General features: G+C 59.0%; 23 protein-coding genes. 13 read left to right on the forward strand and 10 right to left on the reverse strand.

Annotated elements, in window-relative coordinates:
• Positions 1-118: 118 nt before the first annotated feature.
• Complete coding sequence (locus FS819_RS14425; RefSeq protein WP_070153043.1) at positions 119-991, forward strand: 3-hydroxybutyryl-CoA dehydrogenase; 873 nt, start codon at positions 119-121, stop codon at positions 989-991.
• Between the two features lie 11 nt (positions 992-1,002).
• Here the strand turns inward: FS819_RS14425 and FS819_RS14430 are convergent, their stop codons facing one another.
• Positions 1,003-1,623: a glutathione S-transferase family protein gene (locus tag FS819_RS14430; RefSeq protein ID WP_156547962.1), complete on the reverse strand. Its 621-nt coding sequence runs from the start codon at positions 1,621-1,623 to the stop codon at positions 1,003-1,005.
• A gap of 30 nt (positions 1,624-1,653) precedes the next feature.
• Entirely contained in the window at positions 1,654-2,316 is a 663-nt protein-coding gene (gene tlpA, locus FS819_RS14435) for a thiol:disulfide interchange protein TlpA (RefSeq protein ID WP_156547963.1), read from the reverse strand.
• Positions 2,317-2,340: 24 nt separating this feature from the next.
• Between tlpA and argH the strand changes: the two genes are divergently transcribed.
• From argH to FS819_RS14455, 4 genes are all read left to right on the forward strand, one after another.
• Positions 2,341-3,744 carry an argininosuccinate lyase gene (argH, locus tag FS819_RS14440; protein WP_156547964.1) on the forward strand — a complete coding sequence of 468 codons (1,404 nt, stop codon included), beginning with the start codon at positions 2,341-2,343 and terminating at the stop codon, positions 3,742-3,744.
• A gap of 94 nt (positions 3,745-3,838) precedes the next feature.
• Entirely contained in the window at positions 3,839-4,030 is a 192-nt protein-coding gene (gene lptM, locus FS819_RS14445; protein ID WP_156547965.1) for an LPS translocon maturation chaperone LptM, read from the forward strand.
• Positions 4,031-4,040: 10 nt separating this feature from the next.
• On the forward strand, positions 4,041-5,312 hold the full coding sequence (gene lysA, locus FS819_RS14450) for a diaminopimelate decarboxylase (RefSeq protein ID WP_234624541.1): 1,272 nt from the start codon (positions 4,041-4,043) through the stop codon (positions 5,310-5,312).
• Between the two features lie 188 nt (positions 5,313-5,500).
• Positions 5,501-8,212 carry a TIGR02302 family protein gene (locus tag FS819_RS14455; RefSeq protein ID WP_234624542.1) on the forward strand — a complete coding sequence of 904 codons (2,712 nt, stop codon included), beginning with the start codon at positions 5,501-5,503 and terminating at the stop codon, positions 8,210-8,212.
• 105 nt (positions 8,213-8,317) lie between these two features.
• On the opposite strand, the gene FS819_RS14460 is transcribed toward FS819_RS14455, so the two are convergent.
• The 3 genes from FS819_RS14460 to FS819_RS14470 form a co-directional block, all read right to left on the reverse strand.
• Positions 8,318-8,677 (reverse strand): response regulator, encoded by a 360-nt coding sequence (locus FS819_RS14460; protein WP_015917316.1) that lies wholly within the window; start codon positions 8,675-8,677, stop codon positions 8,318-8,320.
• 333 nt (positions 8,678-9,010) lie between these two features.
• On the reverse strand, positions 9,011-9,559 hold the full coding sequence (gene hpt, locus FS819_RS14465) for a hypoxanthine phosphoribosyltransferase (protein WP_070164363.1): 549 nt from the start codon (positions 9,557-9,559) through the stop codon (positions 9,011-9,013).
• Between the two features lie 68 nt (positions 9,560-9,627).
• On the reverse strand, positions 9,628-10,446 hold the full coding sequence (locus tag FS819_RS14470) for a DUF3426 domain-containing protein (protein WP_234889346.1): 819 nt from the start codon (positions 10,444-10,446) through the stop codon (positions 9,628-9,630).
• A 153-nt stretch (positions 10,447-10,599) separates the two neighbouring features.
• On the opposite strand from FS819_RS14470, the gene ftsE reads away from it, so the two are divergent.
• The 4 genes from ftsE to FS819_RS14490 all read left to right on the forward strand — a co-directional run bounded on the left by ftsE (position 10,600) and on the right by FS819_RS14490 (position 13,977).
• On the forward strand, positions 10,600-11,259 hold the full coding sequence (ftsE, locus tag FS819_RS14475) for a cell division ATP-binding protein FtsE (protein ID WP_070164362.1): 660 nt from the start codon (positions 10,600-10,602) through the stop codon (positions 11,257-11,259).
• 100 nt (positions 11,260-11,359) lie between these two features.
• Positions 11,360-12,310 (forward strand): cell division protein FtsX, encoded by a 951-nt coding sequence (locus FS819_RS14480; RefSeq protein WP_156548192.1) that lies wholly within the window; start codon positions 11,360-11,362, stop codon positions 12,308-12,310.
• A 67-nt stretch (positions 12,311-12,377) separates the two neighbouring features.
• Positions 12,378-13,094 (forward strand): YdcF family protein, encoded by a 717-nt coding sequence (locus FS819_RS14485; protein ID WP_070164361.1) that lies wholly within the window; start codon positions 12,378-12,380, stop codon positions 13,092-13,094.
• Positions 13,095-13,173: 79 nt separating this feature from the next.
• Positions 13,174-13,977 (forward strand): lysophospholipid acyltransferase family protein, encoded by an 804-nt coding sequence (locus tag FS819_RS14490; RefSeq protein ID WP_156547967.1) that lies wholly within the window; start codon positions 13,174-13,176, stop codon positions 13,975-13,977.
• On the opposite strand, the gene FS819_RS14495 is transcribed toward FS819_RS14490, so the two are convergent.
• On the reverse strand, positions 13,972-14,511 hold the full coding sequence (locus FS819_RS14495) for a gamma-glutamylcyclotransferase (protein ID WP_156547968.1): 540 nt from the start codon (positions 14,509-14,511) through the stop codon (positions 13,972-13,974). The genes FS819_RS14490 and FS819_RS14495 overlap by 6 nt on opposite strands.
• 226 nt (positions 14,512-14,737) lie before the next feature.
• Between FS819_RS14495 and FS819_RS14500 the strand changes: the two genes are divergently transcribed.
• The gene (locus FS819_RS14500) at positions 14,738-15,697 is read left to right on the forward strand and encodes a DUF2125 domain-containing protein (protein ID WP_070164358.1); all 960 of its coding nucleotides are present in this window, start codon (positions 14,738-14,740) and stop codon (positions 15,695-15,697) included.
• A 17-nt stretch (positions 15,698-15,714) separates the two neighbouring features.
• Here FS819_RS14500 and FS819_RS14505 read toward each other — a convergent pair whose 3' ends face one another.
• From FS819_RS14505 to FS819_RS14515, 3 genes are all read right to left on the reverse strand, one after another.
• On the reverse strand, positions 15,715-16,650 hold the full coding sequence (locus FS819_RS14505) for a prephenate/arogenate dehydrogenase family protein (protein ID WP_156547969.1): 936 nt from the start codon (positions 16,648-16,650) through the stop codon (positions 15,715-15,717).
• Positions 16,650-17,756: a histidinol-phosphate transaminase gene (hisC, locus tag FS819_RS14510; protein WP_156547970.1), complete on the reverse strand. Its 1,107-nt coding sequence runs from the start codon at positions 17,754-17,756 to the stop codon at positions 16,650-16,652. Before hisC ends, FS819_RS14505 begins: the two co-directional genes overlap by 1 nt.
• Positions 17,757-17,839: 83 nt before the next feature.
• A complete protein-coding gene (locus FS819_RS14515) occupies positions 17,840-18,601 on the reverse strand; it encodes a class I SAM-dependent methyltransferase (RefSeq protein ID WP_015917327.1) in 762 nt (253 codons plus the stop codon).
• Between the two features lie 103 nt (positions 18,602-18,704).
• On the opposite strand from FS819_RS14515, the gene gloB reads away from it, so the two are divergent.
• From gloB to FS819_RS14530, 3 genes are all read left to right on the forward strand, one after another.
• Positions 18,705-19,475, forward strand: a complete 771-nt coding sequence (gene gloB / locus FS819_RS14520; RefSeq protein WP_156547971.1) for a hydroxyacylglutathione hydrolase — start codon at positions 18,705-18,707, stop codon at positions 19,473-19,475.
• Entirely contained in the window at positions 19,475-19,909 is a 435-nt protein-coding gene (locus FS819_RS14525) for a cupin domain-containing protein (RefSeq protein WP_156547972.1), read from the forward strand. Before gloB ends, FS819_RS14525 begins: the two co-directional genes overlap by 1 nt.
• Before the next feature lie 83 nt (positions 19,910-19,992).
• Positions 19,993-20,559 carry a cytochrome b gene (locus FS819_RS14530; RefSeq protein WP_156547973.1) on the forward strand — a complete coding sequence of 189 codons (567 nt, stop codon included), beginning with the start codon at positions 19,993-19,995 and terminating at the stop codon, positions 20,557-20,559.
• A 3-nt stretch (positions 20,560-20,562) separates the two neighbouring features.
• Here the strand turns inward: FS819_RS14530 and yddG are convergent, their stop codons facing one another.
• Entirely contained in the window at positions 20,563-21,447 is an 885-nt protein-coding gene (gene yddG / locus FS819_RS14535; RefSeq protein ID WP_156547974.1) for an aromatic amino acid exporter YddG, read from the reverse strand.
• Positions 21,448-21,453: the final 6 nt, after the last annotated feature.

A 21,453-nucleotide genomic window follows, 5' to 3' on the forward strand; every position in this document is an offset into this window, starting at 1 on the left:
ACACGCCGGATGAGCCGTAGGCACACTCTGCGCGCGTCACGGTTTGCCAGGCTTAAGGCCCGGTAGCGAGATGGGAAGCGGGCGCTGATAAAGCCCCGAGGCAGGGATGGGAGACGTGATGATCAAGAATGTTGGAATTGTCGGCGCGGGACAGATGGGCTGCGGTATTGCCTATGTATCGGCGCTCTCCGGCTATGATGTCACGCTTTATGACCTGAGTAAGGAGCGGATCGAAGCCGGGCTTGCCACCATTAACGGTAACATGGCGCGCCAGGTTGCCAATGGCAAAATGGAGGATAGCGAACGCAAGGCGGCGCTGGCCCGCATTTCCGGCGTCACCGACGTCCAGGACCTCGCCCAGGTGGATCTGGTAATCGAGGCCGCCACCGAGGATGAAAGCGTCAAGCGTAAGATTTTCGGCCAGATCTGCCCGGTGCTGAAGCCGGAAGCACTTCTCGCTACCAATACCTCGTCGCTGTCCATCACCCGGCTTGCGGCCTCCACGGATCGCCCGGAACGCTTCATGGGCATCCATTTCATGAATCCGGTGCCGGTGATGAAGCTGGTGGAGCTGGTGCGCGGCATTGCCACCGGTGAAAAGACCTTCGAGACCGCCAAGGATTTTGTACGGTCGCTGGACAAGACCATTACCGTCGCCGAGGATTTTCCCGCCTTCATCGTCAACCGCATCCTGCTGCCGATGATCAACGAGGCGATCTATACGCTCTATGAAGGTGTCGGCTCGGTCGAGGCCATCGATACGGCGATGAAGCTCGGTGCCAATCATCCGATGGGGCCCTTGCAGCTCGCCGATTTCATCGGCCTCGATACCTGCCTGTCGATCATGCAGGTTCTGCATGACGGCCTGGCCGACAGCAAATATCGCCCCTGCCCGCTGCTGGTCAAATATGTCGAGGCCGGATGGCTTGGCCGCAAATCCGGCCGGGGCTTCTATGATTACCGCGGCGAAATCCCGGTTCCGACGCGGTAATCCAAGGGCATTCAGCTCAGCGGCTTCATCACCGCGTTTTGATAGGAGGGGCGGCTTTTCAGCCGCTCATACCATGCGGCCAGATGTGGATGGTCCGGTCGGGCAATCGGCATTTCAAACCATGCATAGATGAAGCATCCGAGCGGAACATCGCCGACACCGAATGTCTCGCCGGACAGATAATCCTGTTTGGCCAGCACCGTATCGACGACGGAAAGATGCCCGGCCACAACCTTGGCCGCCGCTTCGATTTTCCCCATATCGCGGTCTGCTGCCGGTGTTCTGATCATGCCCCAGAACACATCCCGAAAGGGTGTGGCAATGGTCGATGTCACCCAGTCCATCCACTTTTCCGCCTGCGCGCGGGCGACCGGATCAACCGGATTGAACGCAGCATCGCCATACCGAGCCGCGAGATACCGGAGAATAGTGTTGGATTCCCACAGCACCACATCGCCGTCTTCCAGCACAGGCACCAGCCCGTTGGGGTTCATGGCGCGAAATGCGGGATCGTTGACGACGCCAAAAGCGCCGCCTGCGTCTATCCTCTGATAAACAAGATCCAGCTCTTCCGCGACCCATAAGATCTTCTTGACGTTGGTCGAATTTGCCCGACCCCAGATTTTCAACATGTCGTCCCCCTTTCCATCTTTACCAGCTTTTCAAAGAGACATTATTTTATCGATCAGGGTTTTGGCATCCTCACTGTCCCATACGGCAGGACCATTCATGGAACCGAGCAGGCAACCCTTGCCATCGAGAACCAGCGTCACCGGCAGGCCGAAAGCCAGGCCCTGTTTTTTCAGCGCATTGAAGACGCCCATGGAACTGTCACGGTAAAAGCCGAGATGATCGATACCGTTGTCGCTGAGAAAGGCTTTCGGCTTTTCGTCGCTGCCGCTGTCGATATTGATCGCCACGACTTCGAATGCATCACCGCCCTTGGTCTGTTGCAGACGATTGAGGGCGGGCATTTCCTCCCGGCAGGGCAGGCACCAGGTCGCCCAGAGATTGACCAGCAGCGGCTTGCCTTTGAAATCCTGGAGGCTCTTGTCGGCGCCACTGGCATCCTTGAAGGTGAGACCGGTAATCGGGCGTGGCGGATTGGCCGCCACCACGGCGGCAACCTGGCCCTTGATCAGCGGGTCAAGCGTCTTGATCGCCTGTGCCGCCGTCTCACACCCTTGGGCGGCAGCGATTTCAGAGCCATTGCCAGACCCCGTCTCCTTCACGTATACCGCAACCGCGCCGGCCAACACACCGGCAATCGCCGCAAACGCAATCAGCTTGGCGGAAGGAAGTCCCAGCGGTCTTTTTTTCGTCATCGACGTCTCCAGGATCTATTGAGCATGGCCGAGGACACCAAAGACACGACATCCTCCAACCAGATGTGGGGCGGCCGTTTTGCCTCCGGCCCTGCGGCCATCATGGAGGAGATAAACGCCTCGATCGGTTTCGACAAGAAGCTCTATGCCCAGGATATCCGCGGCTCGATTGCTCATGCCACCATGCTGGCGCATCAAGGCATTATTTCCGGCGAAGACAAAGACAAGATCGTCACCGGGCTGAACACGATTTTGTCAGAGATCGAAGCCGGACAATTCACCTTCTCCCGCAAGCTCGAAGACATTCACATGAATATCGAGGCGCGGCTGGCCGACCTGATCGGTCCCGCCGCAGGTCGCCTGCACACCGCCCGCTCGCGCAACGACCAGGTAGCGCTGGATTTCCGCCTCTGGGTCAAGGAAGAGCTGCAAAAAGCCGAAAGCCTGTTGACCGACCTGATCGGCGCCTTTCTCGACCGCGCCGAAGAACATGCCGACACCGTCATGCCCGGCTTTACCCATTTGCAGACGGCCCAGCCAGTCACCTTTGGTCATCACTGCATGGCCTATGTGGAAATGTTCGGCCGGGATCGCCAGCGGGTGCGCCACGCTATCGAGCATCTGGATGAAAGCCCAATCGGCGCTGCCGCTCTTGCCGGCACCGGCTATGCCATCGACCGCCACATGACCGCCAAGGCACTCGGTTTCCGGGAACCGACCCGCAACTCCATCGATACCGTATCAGACCGCGATTTCGCGCTGGAATTCCTGTCGATTGCCGCCATTTCGGCGGTGCATCTGTCGCGGCTTGCGGAAGAAATCGTCATCTGGTCGACGCCGCAATTCGGCTTTATCCGGCTCTCGGATGCCTTTTCGACCGGCTCCTCGATCATGCCGCAGAAGAAGAACCCGGACGCCGCCGAACTGGTGCGCGCCAAGACGGGCCGGATCAACGGCTCGCTGATTGCGCTTTTGACGATCATGAAGGGTCTGCCGCTCGCCTATTCCAAGGACATGCAGGAAGACAAGGAACAGGTCTTCGACGCTGCGGAAAGCCTGGAACTGGCGCTGGCCGCCATGACCGGGATGATCCGCGACATGACTGTGCGGGCCGACCGGATGAAGGCCGCGGCTGGCTCCGGTTTTTCCACTGCCACCGATCTGGCGGACTGGCTGGTGCGCGAGGCAGGGCTTCCCTTCCGCGATGCCCATCACGTCACGGGCCGGGTTGTCGCCCTCGCGGAGGAAAAAGGCTGCGATCTTGCCGATCTGCCGCTTGAAGACTTGCAGGCCATTCATACCGCCATCACCGCCGATATCTATTCGGTCCTGACGGTGGAAGCCTCGGTTGCCAGCCGGAAAAGCTATGGCGGCACGGCACCGGACGAGGTGCGCAAGCAGATCAAATGGTGGCGCAGCCGCAACTGATCGTCAAACCCGATCGATCCATCACAAAAATCGGGATGCATAGAGCCCGGTTTTTGGCTAGACATAGGCCCACCACTACGTTGGACAGGATATTATGGCTGTTTGCTATCGAAGACTGATGATTTCCGCTGCCCTGCTCGGTGCCGCCAGCGTTCTGGTCACCGGCTGTGGCCGCAAGGGCGATCTGGACAAGCCGAGCACGCCGGTTGCCCAGCAGAACAAGGCGGACGCGCCAACCCAGACCAAGGCACCGGAGAAGAAATTCTTCCTCGATCCGCTTCTGTGATAGGCGCACCGTGAACCATTTCCAGTATCGCGATGGCATTCTCCATGCCGAGGATGTGTCCGTTCCAGAGATCGCCAAGGCGGTCGGCACACCCTTCTATTGCTACTCCACCGCAACGCTGGAACGCCATTACCGGGTGTTTTCCGAGGCCTTCGACGGCGTCGATTCCATGGTTTGCTACGCGGTCAAGGCCAATTCCAACCAGGCGGTGCTGAAAACCCTAGGGCAATTGGGCGCGGGCGTCGATGTGGTCTCCGAAGGCGAATTGCGCCGGGCGCTGGCAGCTGGCATTCCCCCCAACCGCATCCTGTTTTCCGGCGTCGGCAAGACGCTGTCGGAAATGGATCTGGGGCTGGAGGTCGGGATTTACTGCTTCAATGTCGAATCCGAACCCGAACTGGACATCCTCAATCAAAGAGCGCTGAAAGCCGGCAAGACGGCGCATGTCTCCTTCCGCATCAACCCCGATGTTGATGCTGGCACCCATGCGAAGATTTCCACCGGTCGGAAAGAAAACAAATTCGGCATTTCCTATGAGCGCGCCCGCGCCGTGTATGCCCGTGCCGCCAGCCTCGAGGGTATCAAGGTCACCGGGATCGACATGCATATCGGCAGCCAGATCACTGATCTCCAGCCGTTTGCCGAGGCCTTCAAGCTGTTGCGCGACCTGGTAACCACGCTAAGGGCCGAAGGTCATGTCATCGATCACGTCGATGTCGGCGGTGGGCTTGGCATTCCCTACAAAGACGACAACAATCCGCCGCCCGACCCGGCGGCCTATGCGGCCATCGTCAAGCAGCAATTGGCCTCGCTGGACTGCCGGATCGTGGCCGAGCCAGGTCGGCTGATCGTCGGCAATGCCGGTATTCTGGTGACCGAAGTGATCTATGTGAAGGACGGCGGCAACAAGACCTTCGTCATCGTCGATGCCGCCATGAACGACCTGATCCGCCCGACGCTCTATGACGCCCATCACGAGCTTCGCCCGGTGCTGCTGTCTGCGGCCAGCGCCCCGCGCATCCGCGCCGATGTGGTCGGGCCGGTCTGCGAAACCGGCGATTATCTGGCGCTCGACCGCGAAATGAGCATGCCAAGGCCCGGCGACCTGATCGCCATCGGCTCGGCAGGGGCTTATGGCGCCGTACAATCGAGCACGTACAATACGAGACGGCTTGTCCCGGAAGTGCTGGTCAAGGGCAACCAATTCCACGTGATCCGGCCAAGGCCGAGCTATGAGGATATGATCCGGTTGGACAGCCTGCCCGATTGGCTGGCATCCTGAACACGCCGTCTTTTCAGGAGATCGCGTTCACAATTTACCCGAATGGCTGAAAAAACCACCCCTGCACCGGGCCTGCCCCTCGTCTTCGCCACAAACAATGCTATCCTGACACGTCAATGCTGTGATGAACCGTATTGGTTGCGCTTCAAGTTTTATGCGTGGTGATGACAGGAAACCGGAGACTGCCCATGACCGCTTCCGGCACGAAAAAGAGCCAAGGGGCTTTGAACAGCGATCAAAAGCTGGCCCGCAGTCTGGCCGTGAACCGCTGGACGGCAAGGCTCGTGCTGTTTTGTGAGCGGTTGCTGCCCCTGCTGCTGCTTCCAGCCTCGATTGCCGCTATTTTCCTGTCGCTGGCTTGGCTCGGCTTTTTCCGCGAGGCACCCAGCTATCTGCGCTGGCCGCTGGTTTTTCTGCTGGTCTTCGGCTTTCTCGCCTCGCTTTTGCCCCTGGCCCGTCTGCGCTGGCCGCACATTGGCGAAGCAGACCGGTTGCTGGAAGAGCGCAATCATCTGACGCATCAACCCATCGGCGTACAGGGTGAGGAACCGGCCTTCGACACGCCTTTTGCTCGCGCCCTCTGGCATGAGCATCAACGGCGCATGGCAACCCGGATCGCCACGCTCGATGCCGGACGACCAAAGCCTGATATCGCCCGCTTCGACCGCTTCGGCCTGCGCGCCTTGCCCGCTCTACTTTTGGCGGTGGCCTTTGCCTATTCCGGCTCGAATGGCGCTGGCCGTCTCACCGATGCCTTTCTGCTGCAAGACAGGGACGACAACGCCCCTACCCTGCGCATCGATGCCTGGATTACCCCGCCGGGCTATACGGGCCGTCCCCCTGTTTTCCTCACGGGACGCAATGGCGATGGCACCCAGGATATCGCCGTTCCCAGCCAATCGGTGGTCACTGTACGGTTGACCGGCAGCACCGGAGACGAACAGGCAGACTTCAAACCGGCATCCGGGGCAGCGGCAGTCGATTTCCAGCCGGTCAAGGCCGACCAGGAAAACACGCCCGGCTCCTTGGCAGCCGTCTCGTCAGCCACGCCAACGCCAACGCCAGCCCAGACGGACAACGCCCGTACATTGACCCTGACACTGAGCGAAAGCGGCACGCTGGACCTCGGCACCCGGCAATGGCCGCTGAAGGTCATTCCCGACCATGGCCCAACCATCGCCTTTGACGGCATTCCGAAACGTGCCGTCAACGGAGCGCTGGAAATCGGCTTTACCGCCCGCGACGATTACGGGTTGCTGGAAGCCCGCGCCGAGATCGTCCCTGTGGATGCCGCCCCACAGGCCAGCCCGCTCTATCCCCTCCCTGAATTCAAGCTGGACCTGCCGAGCCGCAATGCCCGCGACATCAAGAGCATGTCGAGCCGCAACCTGACCGAACATCCGCTGGCTGGAAAGAAGGTGAGGATCACGCTGATTGCCAAGGACGGATTGGGCCAGGAGGGCCGCAGCCCAGCCCATGAGATGATCCTGCCGGGCCGCAATTTCTCCGAACCGCTCGCCGCCGCCGTGGCCGAACAGCGCCAGGTCTTTGCGCTGGACACGCGGCAGATGCCCCGCGCCGTGGCGCTCAACGAAGCACTGACGCTGCGCGCCGATGAAACCATTCCGCAGCTTTCCCATTACCTGCTGATTTCCTCGGCCCATGCCCGCATGCAGATGGCGAGCACCACCGAAGCCTTGAAAGACACGGCAGATTACCTCTGGGAAATCGCGCTTGGCATCGATGATGGTGATGTGTCTCTGACTGAGCGCAAGCTCAGCGAGGCGCAGCAGAAGCTGTCGGAAGCGCTGGAGCGTAATGCGCCCGATGCCGAGATCAAGAAGCTGATGGACGAGGTCCGTCAGGCGATGCAGGACTATATGAAGGCTCTTGCAGAACGGCAGCAGCCGCAAAACGGCCAGCAGAACCAGCAGAGCGCTCAGAAAATGCTGACCCAGCGCGATCTGGAAAACATGATGAACCAGATCGAGAACCTGGCCCGCTCCGGCAACAAGGATGCCGCCCGCCAGATGTTGCAGGAGATGCAACGGATGATGAACAATCTTCAGGCCGGACGCCCGCAACGTTCCAATCCGCAGCAGCAACAGCAGACCAGCGAAGCGCGCAAGCAGATCGACAAACTCGGCCAGATCATGCAGGACCAGCAGAAGCTGATGGATCAGACCTTCAAACTGGACCAGGAATTACAGAGCCGGTCGCAGATGGGCGATGACCTTCAGCCCGAAGATGGTGACGGCATGACCCAGGACAATCCGCCGACCGGTCCGACGCCAGATGGCCAGCAGAACCAGGATCAGGGCCAAAACCCGGACGGCAACCAGAATAAAGACAGCGCTGGCAAAAATCCCTCCTCACCGGATCAGATGACCGCCGAGCAACTGCGTGAAGCACTCAAACAATTGCGCCAGCAGCAGGATGCGCTTGGCAAGCAGTTGAAGGGCGTCCAGGACGGACTTGGCAAGCTCGGTATCAAACCTGGAGAAAATTTCGGCCAGGCGGGCCGGGAAATGCAGGGCGCGGGTGAAGCACTCGGCAAGAGCCAGGGTGACCGGGCTGTGCAGGGCCAGGGCCGGGCGCTGGAAGCCTTGCGCCAAGGGGCGCGCGATATGATGAACCAAATGATGCAGGCCATGCAGCCCGGCCAGGGTCAAGGTCAGGGCCAGGGGCAAGGCATGGCGGAAGGCAATCAGGGCGGGCGCGACCCGCTGGGGCGGCCACGGTCAACCACCGGGCCGGATTTTGGCGAACGGGTCAAAGTCCCTGACGAAATCGACGTGCAACGCGCCCGCGAAATCCTCGACGCGATCCGCAACAAGCTGGGTAATAATGCCAGCCCGGAGGTAGAGCGCCGTTATCTGGAGCGCTTGCTGGACATGTAATGGAAGGGCGGGGAGCGGCGCTCGCGCCCTTCACGTCCACGACGCCAAGCGCCGAACGGATCTGCAACCCGTACCGGGCAAACGTCGCAAATCAACCGAAACCCGTCAGGCCGTCAAAGCCTGTGCTACGGCCTTGCGAATATCTGGAAGCGCGAACGGCTTTGGCACGACATCGATGATTTTTTCGAGCAGATCGTCAGCCCGTTCGCGCTGTTCGGCATAGCCGGTCATCAGCAGAATTTTCAGGCCCGGAAAATCCGAATGGGCGCGATGCGCCAGTTCGATACCATCCATGACCGGCATGCGGATATCCGAAAGCAACAGGTCGAAATTGCTGGTGGCCAGCATTTCGAGACCCTCGGCGCCATCAGCCGCCTCATGGGTTTCATGTCCGTCGAGCCGCAACGCCCGGGCAACGAAGGACCGCAGAGCATCCTCGTCTTCGGTAATCAGTATCTTGGCCATATCCGCATTCCCATCTTGAAGCCTGCCACATCACCATTCAATCGGACCCGATCGACGGCTGTCATCATGCGGCATGTTGTACCGAGGCTTGAGGATGCTCACGCATCCGCGCCGCTACAGCACCATCCCCGAATCATAGAGGATGCGTGGCGCTGTCATTGCCCATGCAAATCACCAGTTTTTCCTTTGCGAGAGGTAAACAACCGGCAGCCAAGACGAGAGGATGGTTAATAGTTTCTACCTGTTGAATGCGACACCTTCCCGCTTCGAGACGCCCGCCGCAATAAAGCATTCACACCGTAAATGCTTGTAATAACTATGTTTTATCGAAAATTACGACGCTGCATCGCCGGTAACAACACCAACAAACGGCAATTCGCGGAAAGCGTGGGCGACATCCATGCCATAGCCGACGACAAAATAATCCGGGCATTCGAAACCGACATAATCAGCCTCGCACACTTCCTGGCGTTTGACCTTCTTGTCGAGCAACACGGCAATGGTGACATTGGCAGCACCGCGTTCATACATCAATGTGCGGGCAAACAGCAGGGTCCGTCCCGATTCCAGGATGTCGTCGATCAGCAGAACATTGCGGCCACGGACATCGCTGTCGATATCCTTGAGGATCTTCACCCCCTGGGACACAGTGCCGGTGCCGTAGCTGGACAGGGTGATGAACTCCACCTCAGGCGCAATGCCGACATGATGCAGCGCCCGGATCAGGTCAGCGGCGAAAATGAACGAGCCTTTCAAGATCGAAATCACCAGAAGATCCTCGGAAGGACCGTCGACAATCGCCTTGGCGATCTCGATATTGCGGGCGGCGATCTGTTCGGCTGTGAACAAAGGCTCGATATTTTTTCCGCGAACGACAGGCATGGAGTCTCCAGGATTTCGCTGCCGATCTTCAGGCGACAGGTTTTTCTTTCACCCTGCCGATAGCACAATCAGGATTGCGAGGCATCCTTAGGTGCAAAGGAAAGCTTGAGTTCCGGGTTTTTTCCACCGGGATGGCGCAGCCGAGCGGCAATACCGCGACTATGGCCGACGCCGATTTCCGGCGCAGGTGGGGTAATCAGTGTGGAGGCAATGAGACGGCCATCCGAATAGAGATCCGCCCGGATATCCGGCAGGGCCTGCGTCGTCGCGGCATGATTCTCCACAATCGCATTGACCAGCAGAACCGGCATGCCACCGGAATTTTGCGGTGTCAGACTGACATGGGTAATGTCGAGCGGGTTTCTGGCGGGGACCGCCTCGGTGCCGCCAATCAGGCAAAAACCACCGGCGCTGAAAAACATCAGCACGGCAAGGGCTGCTATCAACGAGGTGAAAGACCGTTCCGATAGCTGCCCCAGGCGATTTTCCAACAGGACGACATGCCGGACCGTATAATTGACCAGAGCGTGCAGCAAGCCCTGCGCTGCCGGCGCCTGTGGCCGGTATCGGGTGTTCATCTCCGCCTGAATTCGGCTTCGAAGTACGCCGACGGGATCACCGACCGTGACGAATTTCGCATCGCTCACATCTTCCGCCAGCCGAAAGCCGGGACGTGGCATGGGACGATAGGGCCGCTCGGGCGGCAAGAGATCGATATCGGGTTCGACATATTTAGGCCGAAAACGGAATGCGTTCATGGAACCCTCGCCACAGCAGGTCCAGACATTGGATGAAAAGAACCAAGTCCGGCTTGCCTTCAACAGAGATGAATCGCCCTTGATCGAAAGCTTCGCACCAGCCAGATGCGATAGAATACGAAGGGGCATTGAAACCAATCCATCCAAGTCGTAAATTCGAATGGTTAATGATTTGTAAAAAATCGCCGGATTGGCGCCGTAACATCGCGGCGTTTACCAAATGGTAACCGGAACCGTTAAGAACTGAGCAGTCGTCAACAGGCTCAAGCCCGGGTTTATCCATTGATCCACTTCGAAAATGTCGGCCTGCGATATGGGATGGGGCCTGAAATCCTCCGCGACCTGACCTTTGACATCCCAAAGCGCTCCTTCCAGTTCCTGACCGGGCCGTCGGGCGCTGGCAAGACCACGCTTTTGCGCCTGCTGTTCATGTCGCTGAAACCGACACGTGGCCTGATTCGCAGTTTCGGTCGTGATATTACCCAGATTCCGCGCAATGAATTGCCCTTGCTGCGCCGCCGGGTCGGCATCGTCTTCCAGGATTTCCAATTGCTCGACCATCTGACGACCTATGAAAATGTCGCCTTGCCGCTACGGGTGCGCGGCAAGGATGAGGCGAGCTATAAGCAGGATGTGCTGGAACTGTTGAAATGGGTGGGGCTGGGCGAGCGTATCAACGTTCTGCCGCCAATCCTGTCGGGCGGGGAAAAGCAGCGCGTTGCGATTGCCAGAGCCCTGATCGACCGGCCCGAAGTGCTGCTGGCCGATGAGCCGACCGGCAATGTCGATCCACCGATGGCGCGCCGCCTGCTCAGCCTGTTTCTGGAGCTGAACCGGCTGGGCACTGCCGTGGTGATCGCCACCCACGATCTGGCCCTGATGGACCAGGTCGATGCCCGGCGGATGATCCTGACGGAAGGGCGGCTCGATATTTATGAATGACCGCAAATCCCTGCCACCGCAGCCGAAAAAAATACCCGTGACCCCACCGCTGGCCAAGACCCCGCCGCCGGAGCGAGCAAAGGCGCAAAGGCGGGTGGAAATGCAGGTGCGCCCCACCGGCGCCATCCTGCCGCCCTCCAACATCCAGGGCAATGCGCTGATGGTGGTGATTGCCATCATGGCGTTCCTGGCCTGCCTGACGCTCGGCGCGGTGTCGATTGTCCGGGGAACGGCGTCCAGCTGGCAAAGCCAGATCTCCCGCGAGGTGACGATCCAGATCAAGCCGGACGACACTGTCAACATGGATGAGGCCTTGACGAAGGCCAAGGACCTGGCGCTGACCTTCGTCGGCACCAAGACCGGACAAATCGTCGATGAGGCCGCAACGGCCCGCCTGCTGGAGCCATGGCTCGGCACCGGACTGGATATCAACGACCTTCCGGTGCCTCGGCTGGTCATTGTCACCATTGACGAGAACAATCCGCCTGACTTCGCCGCCATGCGCGATCTTTTGACCTCGCAGATCCCCCAGGCCTCGCTGGATGATCACCGCACCTGGGTGGATCGCCTGGTATCGATGGCCCGCACCACGGTGCTGATTGGCTTTGGCCTGCTGATCCTGGTGTTTACCGCCATGGTGCTGACGGTGATTTTTGCAACGCGCGGCGCCTTGTCCGGCAATCGGCATATTATCGAGGTCCTGCATTTCGTCGGTGCCGAAAGCCTGTTTGTGGCACGGGAATTTCAGAAGCATTTTCTGAAGATCAGCCTGAAGGGCTCCGCAGCTGGCGGACTTGCCGCAGCCAGCCTGTTCGCGCTAGCCAGCATCTGGCAGGACAATACGCTCGCCACGCCGCAAACCGATCAAGCCACCGCCATGTTTGGCCGGTTCGAAATCGGCTTTTCCGGCTATCTCGGTATTTTCGCCACGATGATCGTTATTGCTCTGCTGACAACGGTCACGGCCAGGTTGACTGTCATGCGCGCCATCTATGAAATCGACCAGATCAGGTCGGACCCCAGCCGCAGCGGCGGGTTGCCGCCCGAATGATCTATTTATCCGTCCTTGATGCGGGGATGCACCAGCATCCTCGATGCAGTTCCATTACGCACGAGCAATGACAATGCGCCAAGCAGACCCTGACCAGGATCAAGGCAGCCGGACCGCCAAACTATTCCATCGGCAAGCACCGCTGCGCCGCCTGCTACGCTATGGCGGCTATGCTATTCTTTTGCTGATGGCCTGTCTTGTCGCCGGTTTCCTGCATTTCGCCGATGACGTCACCGCGATGATGCCACCTGCTGAGCCCAAGGCTGATGCCATTGTCGTCCTGACGGGGGGCTATCAGCGCATCGACCAGGCTGTCGACCTGTTGCGCAAGGGATCGGGACGGCGGCTGTTGATTTCCGGTGTCCATCCATCCACATCGCCCGCAACCATTCGCAGGATGACGCAAAGCTCACCGGATCTATTTGCCTGCTGCGTGGATATGGGCTACCGCGCCATCGACACCATCGGCAATGCCAATGAAACCGCCCAGTGGATCCACGACAAGGGCTTTTCCTCGGTTCTGGTCGTCACCAGCAATTACCATATGCGCCGCAGCCTGATGGAACTGCGCCGTACAGACCATCAAACCCAGTTCATTCCCTATCCGGTCGTCACAGCCGATTTGCGCACCAGGGCCTGGTATGCCGATCCCAATGCGCTGCGCACGCTGCTGTCGGAATATGCCAAGATCCTCATTGCCTATACCCGCGATCTCGGCGGCTGGGACAATTGGCAGGGGCTTCGCACGTCTGGCAGTGCACCACAACAATCCTCCCAAAGCTAATCAGACCTGCGATACCTAACCATCTTCCGCTGATTGGAAAATTCGTATAGGCAGGGCCATCTGTCGGCGGAATATCTTCATGCTTGCTTTGCGGTCCCATGTTTTCAACGTGCTGTTCTATGCCTGCCTGATCCTCTGGATGGTCTTGGCCGCACCGATCTATTTCATCTTGCCGCGCAAAATCGCATATTCCGTCCCCAAGACATGGGCGCGGTTCAGTCATTGGCTGATGAAAACCGTGGTCGGCACGACATTCGAAATTGAAGGCCTGGAGAATATCCCAGACTCCGGCTACATCCTCGCACCAAAGCACCAATCCTTCTGGGATACCTATGCGCTTCTGCCCTGGCTGGATGATCCGGTCTTTATTCTCAAGCGGGAATTGATGTGGATTCCGTTCTTCGGCTGGTATGCCGCCAAACAGAACATGATCCCGGTCAATCGCGGTGGACGTGGCAAGGAAATGGTCAAGGTCATGCAGCGTGCCGCCGTGGAAGTGCGCAACGGCCGCCAATTGGTCATTTACCCTGAGGGGACAAGACGCCCGCCCGGCGCCGATCCTGAATATAAATTCGGCATCGCCCGGCTTTACCGCGATCTCAAAGTGCCGGTCGTGCCGGTTGCCATGCATGCCGGTCTGTTCTGGCCGCGGCGCAGCCTGATGCGCTATCCCGGGCATTACAAGATTCGTATCCTTCCCCCCATCCAGCCGGGAATGAAGCCCGATGCATTTTTTGAAGTATTGACCCGCCAGTTGGAGGCGGCCAGCGACGCACTGCTGCTGGAGGCGGCCCAGACCAATCCGGATCTCCCACTGCCGCCGACCGCCAAACACCGTCTTGAAACCATGAGAGCGCAGGAACAGGCCAAGAACCCCTCATAGCGTCGGTTTGTTCAGCCCCTTGACCACCTGCTCCAGCCAATGATCGCGGATGCCCATGCTGCGCAGGTGTTCTACGGTATTTTCGACATAGGCCCGGTTATCACCCGACTGGCCACTGGCCTGCGCGGTAACCTGTACCGCCTCCTCAACGGTAACCGCTCCCGCATATTGGCGGTGGTTTCGGTCCACCACGTAGCCAGTGCCAAGCACCCGGCGCCCATCAGACAGTTGCAACCGCAGCGTTTTTTCCTGATAGACCTGCGTCACCAGTTCCCGCGCCCGCAAATAGTCGAGCGTTTGCGGCCATGACGACGGACTAACACGAAAAGCCACACCATGGCAGGAACCGCCACGATCCAGCCCCAGAACCAGGCCGGGTGCCTGTTCGGTACCGCGATGCACGAAAGATCGAACGCAAAGCGAGCGGCGAAACCCATGGGCCCTGGCAGCCTGCCGTTCTTCATGGACAAAGCCGGGATTCCACATCAAAGACCCGTAGCCAAACACCCAAAATTCGTCCATATCGCTGGTCATAATGCTGGCTCCTGCTGTCTCATTCCCGAATTTTGATAGGTTTGGGTTGAAATTATCCAGCAGAAATGAATTTTTACAGCAGTCTTTGCACTGATAAACGGTGCTCGGCTCTGGTGCCTCAAAAGTCGCCTCGGTGACCGCTGAGCAAAATGGAAGACAATTGGAGAAGCGCATGGCCATGTCCAGCCGGACGAAGAGACCCCGGAAGAGATCGCGAGTTCTCTTGGTGGGCATTGTGCTTGTCCTGCTCGGTATCGTCTACACCGCAGGCTGGTTCGCCGCTGCCAATTACGCCACGACAAAACTCGAACATGCCTTTGACGGTGATAATCCACTGGCTTCTGCCCTCGATTGCCCCGGAATGCGGATGAGTGGCTTTCCGCTGCATATCGGGTTGAATTGCACCAAAGTTTCGGTCAACGATCACCGCAATGGCATTACCGGATCATCAGGCGCCTTCCGGTCGTCGGCAGAAATTTTCCGGCCCGGCAGAATCAAATGGGAAATCGACGGGCCAGCCATTCTGCAAACCTCCACTGGGCTTGCCGGTGCTTTTCAATGGGACAGCTTTCGCTCCACCTTGTCGCTGGGCATGAACGGCGTCGATTCGTCAGCAAGCGTGATCCAGAAATTGCAGGCCAACCTGACCGACGCGCTCTCCGGCCGGGTTCTGAGGATCGATGCCACTGAGAGCCGGACGCGGCTGCAACGCGATGGCGAGGACCTCGTGGGAACCGCCCGCTTGACCGGCTTGGATTTTGGCCAGGACGACCGCAACCCCGATCTGCCGCCCATGGCCGCACAGTTGGATGTGAAATTACTCGCCCAGGCAGGGGCCCTCGATATCGAACATCCGGAACCCATACAATTGCGGGGTCTAAGCGGCGACATCCGCAATCTGCAGATCGATATGGGCCAAGGCCGCACGATTACTGCCAGTGGACCGATTTCCATCGATAACGCAGGCCTTGCTAACGGCACGCTCAAGCTGGAAATTGGCAAGGTTGATGCCTGGCGGGACCTGGTGATTGCCGCCTATCCCGAAACCAAGGACATCGCCCGGATGGCTGCCAAGGGATTGAAAGCGGTTTTCCTTGGCCAGAATAAGGGCCAGGTGACACTTCAGATCACCAATGGCGTCGTGGTTCTGGGCTTCATCCCGCTTGGCAATATCCCGCCGATCTGAACCGGGCGCCAGACGGTCTATCCGTTCGTCTTGCCATCCAGCCCATGACGCCCGAAATCCGGCACGTCCACATCCTGGCCCGCGTCGATGATCGAGCGGCGTATTGTGCGGGTGCGGGTGAACAGCTCAAACAGTTTATCGCCCTCCCCCCAACGGATCGCCCGTTGCAGATAGGCGAGGTCTTCTGAAAACCGCGCCAGCATTTCCAGAATGGCATCCTTGTTGTGCAGGCAGACATCGCGCCACATGGTGGGATCGGACGCCGCCAGACGGGTAAAATCGCGAAAACCGGAGGCCGAATATTTGATGACTTCCGATTCCGTCACGGCTTCGAGATCATCCGCAGTGCCGACGATATTATAGGCGATGATATGGGGAAGATGCGAAACGATCGCCAATACCTTGTCATGGTGCAGCGGGTCCATTTCATCGACACGCGAGCCCAGCGCTTCCCAAAAGCTCTTGAGCCGGGCAATCGCCTGCTGATCCGTATTTTCCAGCGGTGTGAAAATGCACCAACGTCCATTGAACAGACCGACAAAACCGGCATCGGGGCCGGATTTCTCCGTACCAGCCAGCGGATGGCCCGGAATGAAATGCACATGATCCGGCATATGCGGCGCCATTTGCGCAATGACAGAGGCTTTGGTGGACCCCACGTCTGTGACGATAGCTCCCGGCGCAAGATGCGACGCAATCTGGATGGCCACCGCTTCGGACGCCCCGACCGGTACAGAAACGATCACCAGATCGGCCCCTGCAACCGCCTCGGCAGCCGACGTCGTATAGCGATCCCCAAGCTGCAATTCCTCGGCTCGCCGCAAAGTATCCACTGAGCGGGTTGAGACGACGATCTCGCGCGCCAGGCCAAGCGCACGCACATCACGGGCAATGGAAGAGCCGATCAGGCCGATGCCGATCAGGGCAATCCGGTCAAACTGAATGCTGGCCATCACGGCTTGCCCATAAATTCGGTCAGGGCATCCATCACGCCAAGATTGGCCTCCGGCGTGCCGATTGACATGCGCAGGGAATTGGCAAAGCCATATCCCTTGACCGCCCGCAGGATGTAGCCACGGCTGGTCAGGAAGTCATCGGCCTCCGGCGCCCGCTTGCCATCAACATCGGGAAAATGGATGAGCAGGAAATTGGTGACCGACGGCGTAACCTTCAGGCCGATCCCCTCGAAGGCTTCCGTCAACCGGTCCAGCCACTCGAGATTGAAATCCACAGCCTTATCGGCAAAATCACGGTCAAGAATGGCAGCAGCCCCCGCCGAAATCGCCGGGGCATTCATGTTGAACGGTCCGCGCACCCGGTTCAGGGCATCGAGAATGGCAGCCGGACCATACATCCAGCCGATCCGCAGCGCTGCCAGCCCGTGGATTTTAGAGAAGGTGCGGGTCATCACCACATTGCGGTTTTCAGAAACGATTTCCAGCCCGGCTTCGTAATCGTTACGGCGAACATATTCGGCATAGGCCGCATCCAGCACCAGCAGCACATGTTTCGGCAGGCCAGCAACCAGACGGCGAATATCGGCACCCGGCACATAGGTCCCCGTCGGATTGCCGGGATTGGCGATGAACACCATCCGTGTCTTGTCGGTCACCGCCGCAAGAATGGCATCGACATCGACGCGGTAATCCTGCTCCTTGACCGTGACCGGCGTTGCACCTGCCGCCATGATCTGAATACGGTAGACCAGGAAACCATGCTCGGTGATAACAGCCTCATCGCCCGTGCCCAGGTAGACATGGCAGAGCAGGCCGAGCAGCTCGTCCGAACCATTGCCGCAGAGAATATTGGCCGCGTTCAGCCCGTGCGCACTGGCAATCGCCTCGCGCAGCTTCACGGCCTGGCCATCGGGATAAAGCTCCAGATTGGCGGCGCCCGCCTTGAAAGCCTCGATGGCTTTCGGGCTTGGCCCCAGCGGCGTTTCATTCGATGAGAGCTTGAACACTTTTGCAACGCCCGGTGCGTGTTCTTTGCCGGGAACATAGGCGGCAATATCAAGGATTCCCGGACGTGGAACGGGCTGGTTCATGGTGCTGCTCATTGACGTGATTTCCTGGTTTTTGGTCTTGAACCTGATGCGGTTCAAACAGGCTGCTCAAATAGGTATGCAGTAGCCCGGAACCTCTATTTTGTCGAGGGCGGCAACAGGGTTTGGCGTGTGGTTGGCACGCCTTGCGGGCTCAAAACCGGAGCAAATACCCGGCGCGATGCGCGCATGGCGACCGGCAACCCCTGATAGAGCCGCTTTTGCGCCTCGACAACGATAACGCCAGCAAAAGCCGGTGACAGCATGCGACCGAAGCGCTCGAAGGCACTATGCATTTTCAACATGGTTCTGAGCTTGGATGGAGGGAAAAACAATGCCTCGGTGCTGGCTCCCGGCGTAAAATTGGTCTCGCGCAGCAGCGCCGTCAACTGACCCCGAGAATAGGGGCGACCGGAGCCAAAAGGCGTATGCTCCATCCGCGCCCAGACCCCACGGCGATTGGGCACCACCATGACCAGCCGACCGCCCGGTGCCAGAACCCGCCAGATTTCCTTGAGCGTCTCGCGCGGATTCTCGGCAAATTCAAGGGAATGGACCATCAACACCCGATCGATGGAACTGTCAGGCAGCGGTAATTCCTCATCGAACACCAGTGACGTGGCCGAAAGCTCGCCCGGCGGCCAGTTCACCGCGCCCTGTCCCGCCGGCATGAAGGCGAAGGTGCGCTCGGTATCGGCCCGAAACCGATCCAGATACGGCACCGAATAGCCCAGCCCCACCAGCCGCTCCTCCGGCAGCCGCGCCCAGAGCGACGACAGCGCCATGGTAATGGATTGCTCGGCGGCATGGCCAAGCATGGTGTGATAGAACTGACGAAGATCGACTATATCCACATGCATGGCACAATTGTTAGCAGCAGGCTGTTGGACATCAAGGCCCCAGGCACTAGATTCTTCGTAAACCACCTTGCAATTACCACTTCCAAGCCAGAGGGCCTGCCCGATGAAAAACCCGGAAATCGAAATTTTCCCTTGCCGTACCGACAATTACGGCGTGCTGGTTCATTGCCTCGAAACCGGCTTGACCGCTTGCATCGATGCGCCGGAGGAAGGGCCGATTGTGGCGGCTGCCGAAAAACGAGGCTGGCAGATCAGCCATATTTTCACCACCCATCACCACAACGACCATGTCGAGGCCAATCTGGCCCTGAAGAATCGGTATGGCTGCGAGATCATCGGTCCGGTCAACGAGGCTGTCGCCATTCCGGGTCTCGACCGTTCCGTAAGCGATGGCGACGAATTTCTGTTCGGGCCGCACCGGGTCCAGGTGATTGAAACGCCGGGCCACACGGCAGGCCATGTCTGCTATCATTTTCCAGACGCCAAACTGCTGTTTGCCGCCGACACGCTGTTTGCACTTGGCTGCGGACGGCTGTTTGAGCGGCCCGCAGCCGACATGTGGCATTCCCTGCAAAAGCTGGCCGTGCTGCCGGATGAAACCGCTATTTATTTCGGCCACGAATACACGCTTTCCAATGCCCGTTTCGCCCTGACCATCGACCCGGACAATGAGCGGCTTCAAGCCCGCGCCCGCGACATCGAGGCGATGCGGGCGCAAGGGCAGTTCACCATTCCCACCACCATGTCTCTGGAAAAGGAAACCAACCCGTTCCTGCGGGTGGCCGATCCAAAAATCCGCCGCAACCTGGTGATGGAAAGCAAGAGCAATGAAGAGGTGTTTGCCGAAATCCGCAAGCGCAAGGACAATTTCTGATGGCCGATGCCGATGAGATCATTGCAGCGCTGGCCATGCAGCCCCACCCTGAAGGTGGCTGGTACAGCGAAACCTTCCGCGACGGCAAAGGTGGAGCGCGTGGCCATTCCACGGCCATCTACTATCTGCTGAAAGCAGGCCAGCGGTCGCATTGGCATCGGGTGAAGGATGCCGCCGAGATCTGGCATTATTATGCGGGCGCGCCGCTGGCGCTCTATCGCTGCGACGATGGCATGACGGTGGAAACGCTGGTTCTGGGCACGGACCTTGTGCGCGGCGAGCGCCCCCAGGCCGTCATTCCAGCGCTCAGTTGGCAGGCGGCGGAAAGCCTAGGGGATTATACTCTGGTGGGCTGCACAGTCGCGCCTGGCTTTACCTTCGACACTTTCGAAATGGCCCCTCCAGGCTGGAAACCGGGTCAGCCACTTCGATAACCAGGCATACCGGTGGGCTTCAGGCGCCTGTCAGCATAAAACGTTTTGTTGCGCTGCAAAATCCGATTTTTTGGAGTGGCACCATGACGATGAATATCCCTGTTGATTCGACCGTACCGCGCTCCACGCGCTACAATAGCGGCATGATCTGGCTGCACTGGGTAACGGCGTTGTTGGTGCTTGCCCTGTTTCTCTCGGCAGAAATCTGGGAATTTACGGAAAAAGGCGGTGCGCTTCGCAATGGCCTGAAGGCGCTGCATTATGGTGCCGGAATCATACTTTTCGCTGTGTTTGTGCTGCGGCTTGTCTGGCGGATGGCCAGTCTCAAAACCCTGCCGGAAGAAGAAAAAGGCGTTTTGGGCCTGATGGCCAAGGCGGTGCATTATCTGCTCTATTTCGGGCTTGCCGCACAGATTTCCCTTGGCTTTCTATGGCGCTGGTCGCAGGGAAAACCGGTGGACTTCTTCGGGCTGTTTTCCATTCCCGATCTCATCGGTATATCGCCGGATTATCGCCATCTGCTCGGCGACATGCATTCTCTGCTTGCCTGGATCATCATCGGCGCGGCCACATTGCATGCAGTTGCGGCGATTTTCCATCATACCGTGCTGAAGGACGGCGTGTTGATGAAGATGATGCCCGGCAGGTAATCGTCAAGCCGCGTCTTCGATGGCTGTCTTGCGGCGAAACATGCCGCTTGCAGCCAGCGCCGCACCACCCGTGATCAGCACGCAAGCACCAAGAATGCGCAGGTTTGCCTCACCAAAACCGAAAACCAGCAGCACCAGCGTCGATAGCAGCGGGGCGGCGTAGGACGCTGCCCCCAGGATCTGGATGTCACCGTTCTTGACGCCGTAATCCCAGGCGTAAAAGGCCGCACCGACGGGAAACAACCCAAGACCCGCCACAGCAAGCCACTGACTGGCGCTATCCGGCCAGACCGACGTTTCAAGCCAGAGGTGACACACCAGCGACAGCAGTGCAGTAGCGAGGCAGAAGCCGGTCACCACATCCGTGGAAACCGCATCGGACCGGCGCGTGACCAGCGAGTAGCTGGACCACGTCAAGGCGCAAAGCAGGGCCGCCCCATAGCCCATCGCATAGGCCGGATCGAACGACAGGCCGTTTTTGCCGATGATCAGCACGGTGCCGCATAGCCCGGCAATCGCACCCGCCATATGATACCAGCGCAACCTTTCCCCCGGCAGCAGCGCCGATCCGAACACGATCAGCAACGGCCAGAGATAGGCAATCAGCCCGGCTTCCACGGCAGGGGCATTTCTCAGTGCCGTGAAATAGAGGAAATGATAGCCGAACAGGCCGGCAATCCCGACCAACCAGACCTTGGCCGGCTGTTTCAGCAATGTCAGCCGCTCCGGACGTATAATGAAAGTCGCAATGCCGGGAAGACTGCCGATGGCAAAGCAGATGGCCGAGAGCTGGAAGGGCGGCATGGTGCCGGACGCTGCCGTAAACAGCGCCAGAAAAGACCACATCAGTATGGCCGAAAACCCGATCAGCGTTGCCCGAACTTTCATCCGCCC

Source organism: Allorhizobium sp. Av2 (assembly GCF_021462805.2).
Lineage (GTDB): Bacteria > Pseudomonadota > Alphaproteobacteria > Rhizobiales > Rhizobiaceae > Allorhizobium > Allorhizobium vitis_G.